Annotated in this window: 10 protein-coding genes; 1 reads left to right on the top strand and 9 read right to left on the bottom strand. The window is 63.0% G+C overall.

The annotated features are described in order from the left end of the window. Positions 1-11: 11 nt before the first annotated feature. The 8 genes from AC07RO_RS05485 to AC07RO_RS05450 all read right to left on the bottom strand — a co-directional run bounded on the left by AC07RO_RS05485 (position 12) and on the right by AC07RO_RS05450 (position 13,871). Positions 12-758, bottom strand: a complete 747-nt coding sequence (locus AC07RO_RS05485; protein ID WP_192173896.1) for an SDR family oxidoreductase — start codon at positions 756-758, stop codon at positions 12-14. Positions 759-806: 48 nt separating this feature from the next. After that, positions 807-2,897: a putative bifunctional diguanylate cyclase/phosphodiesterase gene (locus AC07RO_RS05480; protein ID WP_495085477.1), complete on the bottom strand. Its 2,091-nt coding sequence runs from the start codon at positions 2,895-2,897 to the stop codon at positions 807-809. Between the two features lie 127 nt (positions 2,898-3,024). Continuing rightward, positions 3,025-4,503, bottom strand: a complete 1,479-nt coding sequence (locus AC07RO_RS05475; protein ID WP_495085745.1) for an efflux transporter outer membrane subunit — start codon at positions 4,501-4,503, stop codon at positions 3,025-3,027. Between the two features lie 8 nt (positions 4,504-4,511). After that, positions 4,512-7,619, bottom strand: coding sequence for an efflux RND transporter permease subunit (locus AC07RO_RS05470; protein WP_495085476.1), 3,108 nt, complete (start codon positions 7,617-7,619; stop codon positions 4,512-4,514). Between the two features lie 112 nt (positions 7,620-7,731). Beyond that, positions 7,732-10,827 carry an MdtB/MuxB family multidrug efflux RND transporter permease subunit gene (locus tag AC07RO_RS05465; RefSeq protein ID WP_495085475.1) on the bottom strand — a complete coding sequence of 1,032 codons (3,096 nt, stop codon included), beginning with the start codon at positions 10,825-10,827 and terminating at the stop codon, positions 7,732-7,734. Next, a complete protein-coding gene (locus AC07RO_RS05460) occupies positions 10,824-12,155 on the bottom strand; it encodes an MdtA/MuxA family multidrug efflux RND transporter periplasmic adaptor subunit (protein ID WP_495085744.1) in 1,332 nt (443 codons plus the stop codon). Before AC07RO_RS05460 ends, AC07RO_RS05465 begins: the two co-directional genes overlap by 4 nt. Before the next feature lie 198 nt (positions 12,156-12,353). Next, positions 12,354-12,854: a thiol peroxidase gene (tpx, locus tag AC07RO_RS05455; protein WP_192173901.1), complete on the bottom strand. Its 501-nt coding sequence runs from the start codon at positions 12,852-12,854 to the stop codon at positions 12,354-12,356. Positions 12,855-12,941: 87 nt separating this feature from the next. Beyond that, complete coding sequence (locus AC07RO_RS05450) at positions 12,942-13,871, bottom strand: LysR family transcriptional regulator (RefSeq protein WP_495085474.1); 930 nt, start codon at positions 13,869-13,871, stop codon at positions 12,942-12,944. Between the two features lie 126 nt (positions 13,872-13,997). On the opposite strand from AC07RO_RS05450, the gene AC07RO_RS05445 reads away from it, so the two are divergent. Further along, a complete protein-coding gene (locus AC07RO_RS05445) occupies positions 13,998-14,993 on the top strand; it encodes an aldo/keto reductase (RefSeq protein ID WP_495085473.1) in 996 nt (331 codons plus the stop codon). Positions 14,994-15,106: 113 nt separating this feature from the next. On the opposite strand, the gene AC07RO_RS05440 is transcribed toward AC07RO_RS05445, so the two are convergent. Continuing rightward, positions 15,107-18,724, bottom strand: a complete 3,618-nt coding sequence (locus tag AC07RO_RS05440) for a translocation/assembly module TamB domain-containing protein (RefSeq protein ID WP_495085472.1) — start codon at positions 18,722-18,724, stop codon at positions 15,107-15,109. Between the last annotated feature and the right edge of the window lie 59 nt (positions 18,725-18,783).

Here is an 18,783-nt window from a genome sequence, read left to right as displayed (position 1 = left end):
CCGCAGAGCCGTCAGCGCCCGCCGCCCAGATCAATGAACGAGCCCGTCGAATACGAGGCCTTGTCGGACAGTAGCCACAGGATCGCTTCCGCCACTTCATCGGCCAGTCCGCCACGGCCCATGGGGATGGTCGGTTCCAGCTTACTGACGCGATGGGGGTCACCGCTCAGGGCGTGGAATTCGGTGAAGATGTAACCGGGGCGCACGGCATTGACCCGCACGCCCTCGCCCGCCACTTCCTTGGCCAGCCCGACGGTGAAGGTGTCCAGCGCGCCTTTGGATGCCGCGTAGTCGACGTACTCACCGGGTGATCCGAGCCGTGCGGCGACGGACGACACATTGACGATGCTGCCGCCGCGCCCGCCGTGGCGGGGCAACATGCGCAGCAGTGCGTGCTTGCTGCACAGCATCGGCCCGACCACGTTGCTCATCATGATCTTCAGCAGCCGAAACTCCGACATGGTGTCCAGCCGCGACGCCTCGCCCACCGTGCCGGCGTTGTTGACCAGCGCGGTGATGCGCCCCATCTCCGAATCGATCCGCGCAAACAGACGAATGATCTCGTCTTCGTTGCTGACATCGGCCTGCACCGCGATGGCATGACCGCCCGTCTCGCGAATCTGCCCGCACAGCCGCTCGGCGGAGGCGTGATCGGACAGATAGTTGATGCACACGCGATAACCCTGCGCTGCTGCCAGAACCGCCGTGGCGGCGCCGATACCCCGGGAGCCGCCGGTGATGAGGAGATTTTTATCCATAAATGTTCCCGTTCGATCAATGCGTGGAGGTGGGGTGGGCATTAACACTCAATCCGTGATTTCGCTGACACGACGCCGCGCGGCTTCGATGTCTGCCATGAACCGCTCGGCCGGCAGCGGATAACCCAGCAGGTAACCCTGCAGCGAGTCGCAACCAAGGCGCGTGAGGAATTTCTGCTGGCTGGCGGTCTCGACACCCTCGGCGACGATGCGCAGGTTCAGCGCCTGGCCCAGCGCGACGATGGCCGACACAATGGCCGCGTCGTCGCTGTCGTGCTCCAGATCGCGGACGAAACCGCGGTCGATCTTCAATTCGTTGGCCGGCAGGCGTTTGAGGTACATCAGGCTGGAATAGCCGGTGCCGAAGTCGTCGATGGACAGGTCGACGTGCATGTCCGAGAGCTTCTGCAGCACGGTCATGCTCGCATCGGCGTCGCTCATGGCAGTGGTTTCGGTGATTTCCAGGGTCAGGCAGTTGGCCGGCAGACCGTGGGTGGCCAGCGCGTGCGCGACGGTCTCGACCAGCCCGACATGGCTGAACTGCAACGCCGACAGGTTCACCGCAATGCGCCAGTGGGTAAAGCCGCTGTCGTACCAGCGCTTCATCTGCCGGCAGGCCTCGTGCAGCACCCACTCGCCAATGGGGATGATCAGGCCGGTTTTTTCGGCAAGGCCAATGAATTTGTCCGGCATCAGCAACCCGAGCTGCGGGTGATTCCAGCGCACCAGCGCTTCGGCGCCGATGGGCTCCTGGGTACCGGCGGAGAATTTCGGCTGGTAATGCAGGCAGAACTGCCCTTTACGCAGCGCAAGGCGCAGGTCCTGCAACAGCTGCAGCTGATTGCGCGCGTTGGTGTTCATCGACGCATCGAAAAAGCTGTAGCCGTTCTTGCCGGCATTCTTGGCGTGGTACATGGCGGCGTCGGCGTTCATCAGCAGTTCCTGCTGGGTGCGGCCGTTGCCAGGGTACAGGCTGATGCCGATGCTCACCGTCACCTGCAGATCATGTTCCTGCACGCTGAACGGCTGGCTCACCAGGGAAACCTGACGCGAGGCCACGCTGACCGCCTCTTCGCCATCGTCGAGCTCGACCAGCAGCACGAACTCGTCGCCGCCGATGCGCGCCAGGGTGTCGTGGCGATGGAAGTTTTCCCGCATGCGCACAGCCACCGCGCGCAACAGTTGATCGCCGACGTGGTGACCGAACGCGTCGTTCACCGGTTTGAAGCCGTCCAGATCCAGAAACATCAGGGCGAACATGCCGCCCTGGGCGTCGACCTTGCGCATGGCCTGATCGATGCGATCCGCCAGCAGGATGCGGTTGGGCAGTCCGGTGAGGTTGTCGTGCAGGGCCAGTTGGGTCAGCTCGCGGTTGGCTTCCTTGAGCGACGCCGACAATTGGGCGGTGCGCGCCGCCATGCGCGCATCAAGCACCGACGTCAGCAAGGTAATGCCCAGCACCGTCAGACTGGTGATCAATACCAGCTTGTCCAGACCGTCGGTGTGCAAGCCGGTGGGCAGCGCACCACAGAAACTGCCGACCGGGAAGTTGGCGGCGGTCATTGCGGTGTAGTGCATACCGAGGATGGCAAAGCCCATGACCACCGCAGCGCCGCCCCGGGCCAGGCGCACATAGGGGGTTTCCTTGCGCAGCCGCACGGCGATGCTCAGCGCGGCGGCGGATGCAGTGACGGCAATCACCAACGACAGGCCGAACAAGCCGGGGTCGTAGTCGATGCCCGGCTGCATGCGCATCGCCGCCATGCCGGTGTAATGCATGGCGCTGCTGCCCAGGCCCATGACGAAGGCCCCAAGCACGATGTTCGACAGCGGTACGCGGTCGTGACTGACCAGCCACAGCGCGAAACCCGAAGAAAAGATGGTGATCAGCAGCGAGAGGAGTGTCAGCGGGATGTCGTACGCCAGCGGGATCGGCAGCATGAACGCCAGCATGCCGATGAAATGCATGGACCAAACGCCGACACCCATGGACAGCGCGCCGCCGCACACCCACAACATCCTTGCCCGACCGCTGGCCGAAGCAATGCGCCCGGCCAGATCAAGGGTCGTATAAGACGCGAGAATCGCAACCAGAACTGAAATCAGAACCAGCGAATAGGTGTAATGGCCGATCAACATGGGCTGGCCCTTAGCTCAACGGAGTGCGGCCTTTCAGCCCTGATCAATTCGGCGGCGATTGTACCGAAATTCCCGTAAAAGTCCCGTCACTCCGTCGCAAAGATGGCACATCGCTATTTAGCTGTAATCAACGATCGGAAACTTCCGCGCCCGGTCTCAGTCCACTCGCGGCGTCCCAGCCGCCACCCAATGCCGCAATCAACTGGGCGCTGGCGACCAACCGGCTTTCCAGCACGTTCAGCACGCTGCGTTCGTTGCTCAGCGCGGTGGTCTGCACGTTGACCACGTCCAGGTAGCCAATCAGCCCGGCCTTGTACTGGTTGTTGGTCAGACGCAGAGAATCACGCGCCGATTGCAGCGCCTCGTCGCGCACCCCGGCTTCCTCCTCATAGACGCGCAGCTGGGCCATGTAGTCCTCGACTTCCTTGAAGCCGTCGAGCACGGTCTGGCGGTACTGGGCGACGGTCTGGTCGTAGACCGCTTCGGTGCGGTCTACTTCGGCAGCGCGCTGACCGCCGTCGAACAGGGTCATCGCCAGTTGCGGGCCCACCGACCAGAAACGATTGGGCAGGGAAATCCAGTTGCTGACGGTGCTGCTGCTGTAACCGCCGCTCATGCTCAGGGTCAGGTCCGGGTAATAGGCGGCCTTGGCCACGCCGATATTGGCGTTGGCGGTCATGACCGAACGCTCGGCGGCGGCAATATCAGGGCGGCGTTCAAGCAACTGTGACGGCAGCTGCGCCGGGATCTGCGGTACCGCCGGAATCGAGGTGGTCGCCGCGAGGCTGAAATCCGCTGGCGCCTGGCCCATCAGCACGGCGATCGCGTTCTCGAACTGGGCACGCTGCCATTGCAGGTCGATCAGGTCGGCCTGGGTGCTCTTGAGCTGCGTCTGTGCCTGGGCGGTGGCGTCGCGGCCGGAAATCCCGGCGCGGTACTGGTTCTGGGTCATGGTCAGCGAGCGCTGATAGGCGTCAACGGTCGCTTCGAGCAAGCGCTTCTGCTCGTCGATCACCCGCAGTTGCAGATAGCTCTGCACCAGTTGCGATTGCAGGCTCAGGCGCATCGACGCCAGATCGGCGAGGCTCGCCTGGGCGCTGGCCTTGTCGGCCTCCAGGCCGCGGCGCAGTTTGCCCCACACGTCGGCTTCCCAACTGACGCCCAGCTGCGCGTTGTAGGTGTCACGAATGCCACTGCTGGAACTGCTCAGGCTCGAACTGCTGCTGCCGGTGCCCTGGCTCGAGCGGTTCTTGCTGGTGGTCAGGTCCAGCGTCGGGAAGAACGCGCCCCGCGCACTGCGCACCAGAGCGGCGGCCTGCCGGTATTGGGCCTCGTATTGCGCCACGGTCTGGTTGGACGTGTTGAGTTTTTCCACCAGCGCGTTGAGCTGGGCGTCGCCGTAGATTTCCCACCATGCGCCGCGGGCCATCGCATCGCTCGGGTTGGCCTGGGTCCAGCCTACGGCCTGCTTGAAGTGCGCCGGGGTCGGCATGTCCGGCGTTTTGTAATCCGGGCCGACGGCACAGGCACTGAGCAGCAGCGCACAAAGGGCGACGCCGAACGTCCTGGGAAACGGCAACGTCCGCTGTGGGCCAGGGGCTTTCATCGAGTCGTTCATAGCGGAGTGTCCAGGGCAGCATCCGTCTGCACCCCGCGCCACGTGTTGAAACGATGGCGCAGACGGTCGAGATAAAGGTAAACCACGGGCGTGGTGTACAGCGTGAGGATCTGACTGAGGATCAGGCCGCCGATGATGGTCAGGCCCAGCGGCCGGCGCATTTCCGCGCCTTCGGCACTGCTCAGCAATAACGGCACGGCGCCGAGGATCGCCGCCAGCGTGGTCATCAGAATCGGCCGCAGACGCTGCAGGCAGGCATTGCGAATCGATTCCACCGGGGTCATGCCGCCTTGGCGTTCGAGCTGCAAGGCGAGGTCGATCATCAGGATCGCGTTCTTCTTCACCACGCCGATCAGCAGGAACAGCCCCAACAACGAGATCAGGCTGAATTGCCCGCCGGTGAGGTAGATGCTCAGCAGCGCGCCGACGCCTGCGGAGGGCAGCGTCGAGAGGATGGTCAGCGGGTGAATATAGCTTTCGTAAAGGATGCCCAGCACCAGGTACACCGCCACCAGCGCGCCGAGAATCATCCACGGCTGGCTCTTCTGGGTGGCGGCAAAGGCGTCGGACGTCCCGGCCATCTTGGCGATCACGTCCTCGGGCAGGCCCACCGCGGCGACGGCGCGCTCGATGGCCGCATTTGCCTGATCGAGGGTGACGCCATCGGCCAGGTCGAAGGAGATGTTTTCCGAGGCGAACTGGCTGTCGTGGCTGACCCGGTCGTCTTCCAGACTGCGCTCGTAACGGGCGATGGTCGACAGCGGCACCCGTGCACCATTGGCCGTGATCACCTGGACCTGCTCCAGGGTGGTCGGGTCGAGGGCGTATTTCGGGTTGACCTCCATGACCACCTGATACTGGTTCAGCGGGTCATAGATGGTCGACACCTGACGCTGGCTGTAGGCGTTGTTCAGCACCGTGGTGACCATGTTCATGTCGATGCCCAAACGCTTGGCCGCATCGCGGTCGACGATCAATGTCACCTGCTGGGTGCCGCCGCCGTCGTTGGCGTCGATGGCGGTCAGCTCCTTGAGCGACTTGAGGGCGGCGACGATCTTCGGGTACCACAGGCGCAGGGTTTCCAGGTCGCCGCTTTGCAGGATGTACTGGTATTGCGAAGTGGTCTGCTCGCGGCCGCCGCCCAGTTGCAGGTCCTGATCGGGTTGCAGGAACAGGCGCCCGCCCGGCACCAGCGGCATTTCCTTGCGCAGTCGCTCGACCACTTCCATGGCGCCGATATTGCGCTCCTTGATCGGCTTCAGGCGCACGATGATGAACGCGTTGCCGGTGCCGCCATTGCCGCCGATGAAGCCCGCGACGCTTTCCACGGCCGGGTCCTTGAGGATCGCCGAGCGGAACGTGTCCATCTTCGGCTGCATCACCGAGAAGGACAGGCCGTCGTCGCCGCGCACAAAACCCATCAGCTGACCGGTGTCCTGCTGCGGCAGAAAGGTCTTTGGCACCACGACGTACAACGCGATGTTGCCGACGATGGTCAACAGCAGCGTCAGCAGGGTCAGGCGCCGATGACGCAGCACCCAGCGCAGGCTGCGGTCGTAGCTGGCGACCATGCGGTCGTTGACCCGCTGGCTCCAGCGCTGCAAGCGATTTTCCGTGCCCGGCACGTGGGGCTTGAGCCAGCGCGCGCAGAGCATCGGCGTCAGGGTCAGCGAGACCACCAGCGAGACGACGATGGACACCGACAACGTGATGGAAAACTCGCGGAACAGGCTCTCCACCAGCCCGCCCATAAACAGGATCGAGACAAACACCGCCACCAGCGAGACGTTCATCGACAGCAGGGTGAAGCCCACCTCCTTGGCGCCCAGGTAGGCCGCTTCCATGGGCGGCACACCTTCGTCGATGTGCCGGGAGATGTTTTCCAGCACCACGATGGCATCGTCGACCACCAGCCCGGTGGCGAGAATCAACGCCATCAGCGACAGGTTGTTCAGCGAGAAACCGTACAGGTACATGATCGCGAAGGTGCCGACCAGCGACACCGGCACCGCGAGAGTCGGGATCAGCGACGCGCGGAAATTCCCCAGGAACAGGAACACCACCAGAATCACCAGCACCACGGCAATCAGCAGCGTCATTTCCGCTTCGTGCAGCGTGGCCTTGATCACCGGCGAGCGGTCCATGGCCAGGTCAAGCTTGACGCTGGCCGGGAGCACCGCCTGCAACGCCGGCAATTGGGCCTTGATCGCCGCCACGGTTTCGATGATGTTGGCGCCGGCCTGGCGGTTGATCACCAGCAGCACCGCGGCTTTGTCATTGAAGAAGCCGCTGTTGTAGCGGTCTTCCACCGAATCCTTGACCTTGGCCACATCCTTGAGACGCAACGCCGCGCCGTTGGCGTAATGGATGATCAGCGATTCGTAATCCTTGGCCTTCTCCAGCTGGTCGTTGGCCTGCACCTGCCAGTTGTGCTCGCTGCTCTCCACCGAGCCTTTTGGCCGGCGCACGTTGGAATTGGAGATGGTCGTGCGCACTTCATCCAGCGACACGCCGTACTGGGACAGCAATTTTGGCTCCAGCTCAACGCGCACGGCAGGCAGCGAACTGCCGCCGATCTGCACCTCGCCGACGCCGTTCACCTGGGACAGGCTCTGGGACAGGATCGTCGACGCCATGTCGTACAGCTCGCCCTTCTCCAGCACGTCGGAGGTCAGCGACAGCACCATGATCGGCGCCTGGGACGGGTTGACCTTCTTGTAGGTCGGCATGCTGCGCATCCCGCTGGGCAGCAGGTTGCGTGCGGCGTTGATGGCCGCCTGCACTTCCCGCGCAGCACCGTTGATGTCGCGGTCCATGTCGAACTGCAGAATGATCCGCGTCGAGCCCTGACTCGAACGGCTGCTCATGGTGTTAACCCCGGCAATCACCCCGAGGGAGCGCTCCAGCGGCGTCGCCACGCTGGACGCCATGATTTCCGGACTGGCGCCGGGCAGCGAGGCGCTGACCACGATCACAGGAAAATCCATGTTCGGCAGCGGCGACACCGGCAGCAGACCGAAGCTCATCCCGCCCAGCAGCATGATCGCCAGGCTCAGGAGCATGGTCGCTACGGGGCGTTTGATGAAGGGCCCGGAGAGGTTCATGGGGGGGAGCTCCAGGCGGCAAGCTTCAAGCGGCAAGTGAACGCACCAGCCCCGGCCTGCGCGGTGCTGCTTCTGGCTTGAGGCTTAAAGCTTGAAGCTTGCAGCTGGCCGGTCATACCGCCACCTCGGTTTTCTCGTTGCGCTGGAACCGGCGCCCCAACCGATCAAAATACAAATAGATGACCGGCGTGGTAAACAGCGTCAGGACCTGGCTGACCAGCAGCCCGCCGACCATCACCAGGCCCAGGGGCTGGCGCAGCTCGGCGCCGGAGCCCGAGGCAAACATCAGCGGGATGGCGCCGAACAGCGCGGCCAGGGTGGTCATGAGAATGGGGCGGAAGCGCAGGAGTGCCGCTTCGTAGATGGCGGTCTGCGGGTCGATTCCGCGGTTGCGTTCGGCGTCGAGGGCGAAGTCGATCATCATGATCGCGTTTTTCTTGACGATGCCGATCAGCAGGATGATGCCGATGATGGCGATCATGCCTAAGTCATTGCCGCTGATGAGCAGCGCCAACAGCGCACCGATGGCCGCCGACGGCAGGGTCGACAGAATGGTGATCGGGTGGATGTAGCTCTCATAGAGCACGCCCAGCACGATGTACATGGTGATCACCGCCGCCAGCACCAGCAGCAATGTGCTGGACAGCGACGCCTGAAACGCTTCGGCCGCGCCCTGGAATTCCGTCTGCACGCCGATCGGCATACCGATGTCTTTCTGCACCTGCTCGATGACTTCCACGGCCTTGCCCAGCGCGACACCGGGCGCCAGGTTGAACGACATCATCACCGCCGGAAACTGGCCGATATGGGCAATCGCCAGCTGCGCCTGCCGTTGTTCGACCCGGGCCAGACTGGACAGCTTGACCTGCCCGCCGTCGGTGGTCTTGACGTGAATCTGCTCCAACGCTTCGGGTCCCAGTTCACTGCGCGAGTCCGCCTGCAGCACCACGCGGTACTGGCTGGCCTGGGTGTAGATGGTGGAAATCTGCCGCTGGCCGAACGCGTCATACAGCGCGTCGGTGATGTTGGCGACGGTCACGCCCAGCCGACTGGCGGCATCGCGATCGATGTTGAGGAAGACCTGCAAACCCTTGTCCTGCAAGTCGCTGGCGACATCTGTCAGTTCCGGGCGCTGCACCAGCGCCTCCACCAGTTTGCCGCTCCACAGATTGAGCAGGTCGGCGTCCGGCGAGGACATGCTGAACTGGTACTGGGTGCGACTGACCCGGTCTTCGATGGTCAGGTCCTGCACCGGCTGCATGAACAGGCGAATGTCGGACAGCTGATCAACCTCGGGCTGCAAGCGCTGGATCACCTCGGACGCGGTGACATCCCGCTCGCCGTGGGACTTGAGGTTGATCAGCATGCGGCCGCTGTTGAGGGTCGCGTTGTCGCCGTCGACGCCGATGTAGGACGACAGGCTGGCGACTGCAGGGTCCTTGAGGATGATTTTCGCCAGGGCCTGTTGGCGCTGACTCATGGAAGCGAACGACACCGATTGCGGCGCTTCGGAAATGCCCTGAATGACGCCGGTGTCCTGCACCGGAAAAAAGCCTTTGGGCACCGCCAGATACAGCAACACCGTAATCCCGAGGGTAGCGACGGCAACCAGCAGGGTCAGCGGCTGATGCTTGAGCACCCACTGCAACTTTCGCCCGTAGGCGGCGACCAGCCAGTCGATCCAGGCGCCGCTGGCCCGGTAAAAACGGCCCTGCTCTTCTTCCTTCGGCTCACGCTTGAGCAAGCGCGCGCACATCATCGGCGTCAGGGTGAGTGACACCACCAGGGAAATCAGGATCGCCACCGCCAGGGTGATGGCGAATTCACGGAACAGCCGCCCGACCACATCGGCCATGAACAACAGCGGAATGAGCACGGCAATCAGCGAGATGGTCAGCGAGATCAGGGTGAAACCGATCTGCCGCGCGCCCTTGAGCGCGGCCTGCAACGGCGTCTCGCCCTCCTCCAGGTGCCGGGAAATGTTCTCCAGCATGACGATGGCATCGTCCACCACGAAACCGGTGGCAATGGTCATCGCCATCAGCGTGAGGTTGTTGACCGAGAAGCCGGCCAGGTACATCACGCCAAACGTACCGATCAGCGACAGCGGCACGGCCACCGAGGGAATGATCGTCGCGCTGAACCGCCGCAGGAATAGAAAGGTGACCAGCACCACCAGCACGATGGAAATCAGCAACTCGTGCTGCACGTCGCTGACCGAGGCACGGATGGTCTGCGTGCGGTCGGTGAGCACGGTGACTTCCAGTCCGGCGGGCAGGTTCTCGGTGATGCTGGGCAGCAGCGCCTTGATCCGATCGACCACGTCGATGACGTTGGCGCCCGGTTGACGCTGGATGTTCAGCAACACGGCCTGGTTCTCATTGGCCCAGGCGGCGAGGCGATCGTTTTCAGCGCCGTCGACGATCTCGGCGACGTCCTTGAGTCGCAACGGGCCGCCGTTGTTGTACGCCAGAATCAGGTTGGCGTACTCCTCGGGGGACTTGAGCTGGTCATTGGCGTCGAGCATCGACACCCGCGTCGGGCCGTCGAAGTTACCCTTGGGCGTGTTGACGTTGGAGGCGCTGACCAGCGTGCGCACGTCCGCCAGATTCAGGCCGTTGGCCGCCAGCGCGTCGGCGTTGACCTTGATCCGCACGGCCTGACGCTGACCGCCGGCAATGGTGACCATGCCCACCCCGCTGATCTGCGCGATCTTCTGCGCCATGCGCGTATCGACCAGATCGTTGAGTTTGGGCAGCAGCATGGTTTTCGAGGTGATTGCCAGGGTCAGCACCGGCGTGTCGGCCGGGTTGACCTTGTTGTACGTCGGCGGCGCCGGCAGGTCGTTCGGCAGCAGGTTGGTCGCACCGTTGATCGCCGCCTGAACTTCCTGCTCGGCCACGTCCATGTTGATCTCGAGGCTGAAACGCAGGGTGATGACCGAGGCGCCGCCCGAGCTGGTCGAGGCCATTTGCGTCAGGCCCGGCATCTGCCCGAACTGCCGTTCAAGGGGCGCGGTCACGGCACTGGTCATCACCTGCGGACTGGCGCCCGGGTACAGCGTCATCACCCGAATGGTCGGGTAATCCACCTGCGGCAATGCCGACACCGGCAGCAGCGTGTACGCGATCAGACCGGTCAGCACGATGGCGAGCATGCTCAGCGTGGTGGCGACCGGCCGGAGGATGAACAGCCGTGACAGGTTCATACGTCGCCTTTCTTCGCCGGCTCGGTACCCGCAGACTCACCGGGCTCCTTGGACGGCTTGCCCTGTAACTGCTGCCCCGGCGTGGCCGGCACGTCCTTGCTGTCGTTGACCACGTCCACGGCGCTGCCGTCTTTCAGGCGGTCGGTGCCCTCAAGTACCACGCGGTCACCGGCCACCAGACCTTCGGTGATGACTGTGGAGGTCTCGTCGCTGGCACCGGTTTTAAGCGAGCGGATGCGCACGGTCTTGTCGCCGTCCATCACGTACACGAAGGTGCCGTTAACCCCGAACTGGACCGCCGCCGAAGGCACCAGCACCACGTTTTTCAGCGTGTTGGCCAGCAGGCGCGCGTTGACGAACTGATTGGGAAACAGCGCTTCGTTGTCGTTATCGAAGCGCGCCTTGAATTTCAGTGTGCCGGTGGTGATGTCGATCTGGTTGTCGATGCTGGCGAGCACGCCCGTGGCCTGCAGCTTAAGGTCCCCGCGATCCCACGCTTCCACCGGCAGCTTGCCCCCGCTGCGATAACGGCTGAGTACTTCGGCGAGGTCTTTTTCCGGCAGCGTGAAGTTGACTGTGATCGGCTTGGTCTGGGTGATCACCACCAACGGGTTGGTGTCATTGGCCGCCACCAGATTGCCGACGTCCAGCTGGCGCAGGCCGATGCGGCCCGAGATCGGCGCACGAATCTGCGAGAACTCCAGGTTGAGTTTGGCGTCGCCCACCGCCGCCTGATTGGTCTTGATCGTGCCCTGATACTGGCCCACCAGGGATTCGGCAGTGTCCAGGGTTTGCTTGGCGATGCTGTCTTCTTTGTACAGGCCCCGATAACGCTGCACGTCGAGCTGAGCATTCTTGAGCAGCGCCTGATTCTGCATCAGCGTGCCTTCGGCCTGCTGCAGGGCGATCTGATAGCTGCGCGGGTCGATCACCGCCAGCAGATCACCTGCCTTGACCTGTTGGCCTTCCTGAAAATTGATCTTCATCAATTCCCCAGCGACACGGCTGCGCACGTTGATCGTGTTCAGCGCCGTCACGGTGCCGAGGGCTTTGTAATAGATGGGGAAATCACCGGTGGTCGCTGCTGCCACCCGCACCGGTACCGGAACGGTCGAGCCGCCGAACCCGGGCCGTTTGGCCACCGCCTTGCCGCCGCGGGTTGCGCTGGCCTGGGCCTGCTCGCCTTTCTGCGCCGTGGCGTTCGGTTGCGACGCGGATCCCGGCCAGAAGCGCCAGCACAGGCCAGCGACGATCAACAGAACCAGCAGGCTTATCAGCCAGCGACGGGAATTACGGGGGGCAGACGATTGCATGAATAAATCAACCAGTGTGCGCGTGAGCGTCTTCGGGAGGCTGAACAATAAGCACAGACAGCGGACAGGCAAAGGGCCTTAACCGGCAATTTACCTGGTGCTTACTTTGGATAAGGTGCTGATGTACCAATAAAAACGGCCTGATGGAGTCAGGCCGCTTGTATGTTGCGGGATGTTACCGCGCCCGCTGATGGCAATAAGCCGCTTGCGAGCTTACTTCAATACCGCCAGTGCTGCGTCGTAGTTCGGCTCCTGACCGATCTCCGGTACCAGCTCGCTGTGCAACACAACGTCGTTTTCGTCCAGCACGACCACGGCACGGGTAGTCAGCCCCACCATCGGCCCGTCGGCGATGGCAACGCCGTAGTCCTGCATGAACTGCGCGCCGCGCATGGTCGACAGGTTCTTCACGTTTTCCAGACCTTCGGCGCCGCAGAAACGTGCCTGGGCGAACGGCAGGTCGGCGGAGATGCACAGCACGACGGCGTTGTTCAGCTCGTTGGCCTGGGCGTTGAATTTGCGGATGGAGGTGGCGCAGGTCGGGGTGTCGACGCTCGGGAAAATGTTCAGCACCTTGCGCTTGCCGGCGAAGGTTTCCAGCGTGGCGTCGGACAGATCGCCCGCTACCAGTTTGAAGGCCGGCGCCTTGCTGCCGACTTTCGGCAGTTCGCCGCTGATCTGTACCGGGGAGCCTCTACGAGTCACTTGTGGCATGAGCTGAGTCCTTGTTTGAGTGGCATGCGAAGGCGGAAGTTAACCATGAAAAACCGCGGCAACCTACCGCCAGAAACGATTTTGTTGTCAGGAAACGCGGTGCATTACCGGTTTGTCCATCAGCCCCGGACGCGAGCACACGTCCACCACCCAGTCGACGAATACCCTCACCCGCCGTGAGGTCTGTCGGTGTGCCGGGTACAGCGCGGTCAAAGGCAATAGTGGTTGTTCGACATCGCCCAGCACTTCGATCAGCTCGCCACGACGCAATAATTCGGCAACATGGTAATACGGCGTCTGCACCAGACCGTAACCCGCGCTGCACGCGGCGAGGTAGCCATCGGCGCTGTTGGTCGCCAGGGCTTTGGGCAGGTCCGGAGCCAGGGTCCGGCCGTCGATGACGAACTCCAGCCCGTAGCGCTTGTTGGTGGTCGAAGAAAAGTATTCGATGATCTGGTGATGCTGCAGATCGGCCAGTGATTGCGGTGTGCCCCTTCGCTGCAGATAGCCCGGACTGGCGCACACCACTTGGCGCATCTGAGCGAGCGGCCGGGCCACCAGTGAATGATCGAGGGGCTGGCCACCGCGAATCACGCAATCGTAGCCCTCCCGAATCAGGTCCACCGGGCGGTCGTTCATGCCCACTTCCATTTCCAGCCGGGGGTAACGTTCGGTGAGCTCCGGCAACAGCGGCATGATGATCAGCCGACCGATGCCAGACGGCATGTCGACGCGCAGCACCCCTTCCGGGTCTTTGGCCACCGAGGAGAACACCGATTCGGCGGCTTCCAGCTCGTTCAGCACATTCACGCAGCGGTGGTAATAGGCCTGACCGTCCGGCGTTGGCGTCACCTGCCGCGTGGTGCGCATCAACAATTGCACGCCCAGTTCCGCCTCCAGTTGCTTGATCAGAATGGTCACCGAGGCGCGCGGCATGTGCAGGCTGTCGGCGGCTTTGGCGAAACCGCCCAGCTCGACGATGCGCGTGAAAGCTCGCATCGCATTGAATTTATCCATGGCTCATCACAGGTCCGCTGAGGGATTGTTTAGATATAACCAATAGTGAAAGCACTTTTAGCCGGTTTATCCCGACGCTGTCGAGGCGCAAGAATGGCGGTCCTCTTGATTGACAAGGCATTCATCATGCAAACGCGTCAACTTGGCAAAAACGGACCACAGGTCTCGGCCCTGGGCCTGGGCTGCATGGGCATGACCGACTTTTACACCACCGGCGGCAATCCCGATGAAGCGATCGCCACCCTACACCGGGCGCTTGAGCTGGGCGTCACCCTGCTCGACACCGCTGACATGTGCGGCCCCCACACCAACGAAGAACTGTTGGGCAAGGCGCTGGCCGGCAAGCGTGATCAGGCGTTCATCGCCAGCAAGTTCGGCATTGTGCGTACGCCGGGCGACGCCGGCGCGCGCGGGGTCAATGGCAGCCCCGAGTACATCCGCGCCGCGATCGATGGCACGTTGCAGCGGCTGAAAATCGACACCCTGGATCTGTATTACCAGCACCGCATCGATCCGGGCGTGGCAATCGAAGAGTCCGTTGGCGCCATGGCTGAGCTGGTCAAAGCCGGCAAGGTCCGCTTTCTCGGCTTGAGCGAAGCGTCGGCCAGCACCCTCGAACGCGCGCACAAGGTTCACCCCATTGCCGCCTTGCAGACCGAATACTCCCTGTGGAGCCGCGATCCGGAAGAAAACGGCGTGCTGGACACTTGCCGCCGTCTGGGTATCGCGTTTGTCCCGTACAGCCCGTTGGGCCGAGGCTTTCTGACCGGCGCCCTGAAAAGTCCGGACGACTTCGCCGCCGATGACTACCGCCGCAGCAGCCCGAGGTTTCAGGGCGAAAACTTCGCCAAAAACCTGCTGCTGGTGCAGAAGGTCGAGCAATTGGCGGCAGAAAAAGGCATCACCGCCGGCCAGCTGGCGTTGGCCTGGGTGCTCGCCCAGGGCAATGACGTGATTCCGATTCCCGGCACCAAGCAGCGCAAATACCTGGAGGAGAACGTCGCTGCGCTGGACGTGACACTCAGTGCGGCGGAATTACAGGCGCTGAAGGATCTGTTCCCTGTGAACGCGGTCGCAGGCGGCCGTTATCCGGACGCGGCGATGAAACTCGTCAACGGCTGAGGCGGGTTGTTCGGCGGCCGCTCATCCTTTGCGGTGTAATGCGTTAGACCGGCTTGTTGGCGGCTGCACTCCGCTGCTGGCAAGCCGGTTCCCTCCCCATCCGCCTCGTCCGATCAAAAATCTCGCTTATAGAAAATATCCAGCGAACTCGCAACGCCACCCGCGACCTCCAGATACACCTTCTTGCTCAACAGATAGCGCAAGGTCAGCGTATTGGCCGGTTCAAACACCCCCACGCCATAACGCAGGCTGAGCTTGTCGGTGATCTTGCCGCTGGCGACCACCGCCGTCTTGTCGCCGCTGCCGGAGGTGTCCAGGTCGAAATCCTGAATCCCCAGCCCGGACGCCAGCTTGCCCGCCGTCGAGGAACCGCCGGCCAGGCCCAATGCCAGCGCCGCCTGGGCGACCATGTTGCTGTCCTCACCGTTGGTGCTCAGCGGACGGCCCAACACCAGATAAGACAGCGCCTGCTCCTGACTCATGGCCGGTTCGGAGAACACGGTGGTGGTCGGTTGCTCGGCGCTGCCGCTCAGTCGAATGCCGGCAATCACGTCGTCGGTCTGGCGGATGGCTTCGATGTCCAGATACGGCTGATCCACCGGCCCTGCGAACAACAGGCGTGCCTTGCGAATGGTCAGGCGCTGGCCGTAGGCCCGGTAGCGGCCATCGTTGAGGTTCAACTCGCCGCGGGTGTCCATGTTGTCGCCGATGTGCACGTGCCCGACGAGATTGGCGGTCAGGCCGAAGCCGGTGAAACTCAGGGTTTCCTGCCCCACTTCGACGTTCACGTCCATAGCGATGGCCAGCGGGGTTTTGCCCTGTTTGGTCTGCTGGCCGACGATCACCGTGTCATCGGACACTTTAACGGTCGAGGGCGGTAGCTGACGCACCGTGATCTCGCCTTTCGGGATGAGGACTTTGCCCGACACCGCCAGCCGGTCCCCCTGCAAGGTGATCTTCAGGTCCGGCGCCGCTTCCAGCTTGGCGTAGGGCTCAACAGTAATCGGCAGGTGGGTGCCTTTCACCGCAACGTCGACATCCAGCGCATCGGCCCAGGCCACATGCCCGCCGACACTGCCCTGACCCGCCGCGCCGCTGCTCCATTTGCCGGTCAAATCGACGCGTTCGCCGGCAATCAGGGCTTGAACGTTGAGTTTTTCAAAGTTCACGGGCACTTCCGGACCCGACACCTCACCGTCGGTGAGCGCCACATTGCCGTTGATCTGCGGCGCCATCAGGCTGCCCGAAATCCGGCCGCTGCCATTGAGCTTGCCGTTGAGCTTCTCAATCATCGGGACGAAAGGCCGGCCGACCGAAATATCCAGGCCGCTAAGGGTGAAATCGCCGGTGACGGGTTTGTTTTTGGCGATTGGATCGATGCTCAGTCGGGCCAGCAGTTCGCCGAGCTTGCCGCCACGAAAATCGAGGCTAGTGTCGACTTTCTTCGGGGTCAGGCTGCTGGTCAGCTTCAGCGTGTCGTAGGGGAAGTCCAGCCATTGGTTCTTGTCCTCGACCCGCAGCGTCCCGCCGCTGGCGTCGATGACCACCTGGCCATTGGGGCCGGCAGCGGGAACGTCCAGCTGGATGTCGGCATTGAGCGCGCCCTTCCAGGCAAAATCCTTGGGCAGCCACTGGGCCAGGCTTTCCAGCGGGAAGCGCTTGAGGTGATAGCGCAGGCGCGGTTCCGGCATCAGACGCTGATCTTCGCCGCACAGACTCGCAGGCCCCGAGACCCAGCAATGGGCACCGAAGTTGACCTTGCCGTCGGCCAGACGCTCCAGTTTGGCCGGCTGCTGCAGCTTCCAGTCCTGCCCGCCGCTCTGGATGTCACCGCTGGCCAGACGCCCGCGCCAGTTGCCTTTGTCCAGGTTGCCGTCCAGCGCGAGGGCCAGTTTGAGCAACGGTCCCTGCAGGTCGAGTTTCACCTGCTGACGCTTGATGTCGCCCTGACCGTTGACAGTCAAAGCGCCCAATGCGGTATCGCCGGCTTGAATGCCGGAGGTCTTCAGATCAAGGGTCCCGCGCTGGGCGTTGTCGAGCTTGGCCGCCAACGTAAGGGCTTGCAGCTTGTTCGCCTCAAAGGCCAGTTGAGTGCCCTGCAACGCCAATTGCCCCTGGGGCGCCTGCACGGTGCCGGCGACATCAAGGCGGCCTTTCATCTGCCCTTGTAGCCCGGGCCACAGTTGACCCAGCCGCGGGAGGTTGATGTCCAGCTGTGCTGCGATCTTCTGCTGGAGGCTGCCCGTGCCCTGAATCCGGTTGTCGCCCAGGCGGATGTCCAGGGCGTTGAGATTCCATTTATTGTCGGCCCCATCGGCCTTGGCTTGCAGCACCGCAGGCTGACCGCGCAGACGCCCTTTCAGATCCAGGTCGGCATTCAGGTTCAATTGCTCGTTACGCAGCGACCCTTTGCTGCGCAGCGGACCTGCCAGGGAGCCCGGCAACTCCGCGACCCAATAAGCGGGATCGATGGCGCTGAGATCCAGCGCCGTGTCCCAGGCGATGCCGTCGGCAAATTGCAGGTTCAGGTGACCGCTGGCCTTGCCCTGCCCGGCTGCCAGTTCAAGCTGGGGCAGAAAGATCTGCTGCAGATCGCCGCTGAACGGGCTTTCCAGAGTGAAGGGACCGGCCGGCCCTTTGAAGTCCCCAGCGAAATGGCCGAGATATTTGCCGTCGGTGTAGGACACTTCGCCGGTGAACGTATGAACGCTGACCTGCGGCTCTTCGATCAGTGGGTACAGGCGATGCCAGGGGAAATCGAGCCAGTCGATTTTCGCGTCGGCGCGCAGGCCCTGTTGCCAATCCAGCGTGCCGCTGGCCTTGAGCCGCTGATTGTCACTGGCGGTCAGGTCCAGCGCCGCAATGTCCGCGCCCTTGGCGTCGACACGCCCTTGTAGCGCCAGTGCCACCGGACCTTTTTCAGCGGGAAGGCTGGCGTTGCCGGTGATGGCGTAGCCCTGGGCAAGGTCGCCCTTGGCGTTGAGAACCAACTGATTGAGCTGCAACGTGTCCGGCAAATCGGCAGCGGGTTTGAACGTGTCGCTGGTGATGGCAATGGTTGCCGGCAGGTTTTCCACCAACGGCTGCAGCTCACCGATCAGATGAGCGTCGATATACCCCTTGCTCTGCGCATTCAGCGTCAACGTCTTGAGCAGATCGCCCTGAATGTTCAGCGCCAGTGACAACGGCTGACCGCTGACATCCGGCAGCTTCAATTGCCCTTCGGCGGTCAGCGGCCAGTCGCCCTCGGGTTTAAGCAGGCCCGACAAGTCCAGCGCGATGTCATCACGACCGGCGTGCAGCGAATCGATCTTCAACCCTTCGGCAGTCCAGTGCGCCGCCAGTTGCACGTCGCGAACCTGTTCGGTGCCGTCCAGGTGCAGACTGCCGATCTGCACGCTACCCAGCTGCAGGGCCAGCGGCAGCTTGAGATCCGGCAGTTTGATGGGGCCGCTGCTGGCTTCGTCGGTCGAAGGCGGAAATTGCAGCCTGATGTCGCCCGTCTGCAGGTTGTCGATGCACAGCGTCATGCGCGCCAGGCACGCCGGTGACCAGTCGAACACCGGCGCGTCAATGTCGACTGTGCTCTGGCCTTGCTGCCAGATCAGGTGATCCGCCTGCCATGCGCCGCCCAGCCGACCGGAAAACCCGTCGACCGACAGGCCCGGCACCAGACCGAGCGCCCAACGACTGCCGCTCTGCGTACCGAGGACGAGCGTCAATGTCAGCATCACAAGGATGACCAACGAAAGCAGCGTAAGCGCCGTTATCGCAACGGTGCGTTTCAACA

It is taken from the genome of Pseudomonas sp. GW821-FHT07F05 (assembly GCF_059418765.1).
The sequence above is the reverse complement of the archived record's forward strand: the minus strand, read 5'-3'. Positions and strand labels throughout refer to the sequence as shown.

Excerpts from the sequence above, each read along its gene's own strand:
- AC07RO_RS05485 (WP_192173896.1), bottom strand. The coding sequence starts at position 758 with ATGGATAAAAATCTCCTCATCACCGGCGGCTCCCGGGGTATCGGCGCC.
- AC07RO_RS05480 (WP_495085477.1), bottom strand. The coding sequence starts at position 2,897 with ATGTTGATCGGCCATTACACCTATTCGCTGGTTCTGATTTCAGTTCTG.
- tpx (WP_192173901.1), bottom strand. The coding sequence starts at position 12,854 with ATGCCACAAGTGACTCGTAGAGGCTCCCCGGTACAGATCAGCGGCGAA.
- AC07RO_RS05445 (WP_495085473.1), top strand. The coding sequence starts at position 13,998 with ATGCAAACGCGTCAACTTGGCAAAAACGGACCACAGGTCTCGGCCCTG.
- AC07RO_RS05470 (WP_495085476.1), bottom strand. The coding sequence starts at position 7,619 with ATGAACCTCTCCGGGCCCTTCATCAAACGCCCCGTAGCGACCATGCTC.
- AC07RO_RS05465 (WP_495085475.1), bottom strand. The coding sequence starts at position 10,827 with ATGAACCTGTCACGGCTGTTCATCCTCCGGCCGGTCGCCACCACGCTG.
- AC07RO_RS05440 (WP_495085472.1), bottom strand. The coding sequence starts at position 18,724 with ATGCTGACATTGACGCTCGTCCTCGGTACGCAGAGCGGCAGTCGTTGG.
- AC07RO_RS05475 (WP_495085745.1), bottom strand. The coding sequence starts at position 4,503 with ATGAAAGCCCCTGGCCCACAGCGGACGTTGCCGTTTCCCAGGACGTTC.
- AC07RO_RS05450 (WP_495085474.1), bottom strand. The coding sequence starts at position 13,871 with ATGGATAAATTCAATGCGATGCGAGCTTTCACGCGCATCGTCGAGCTG.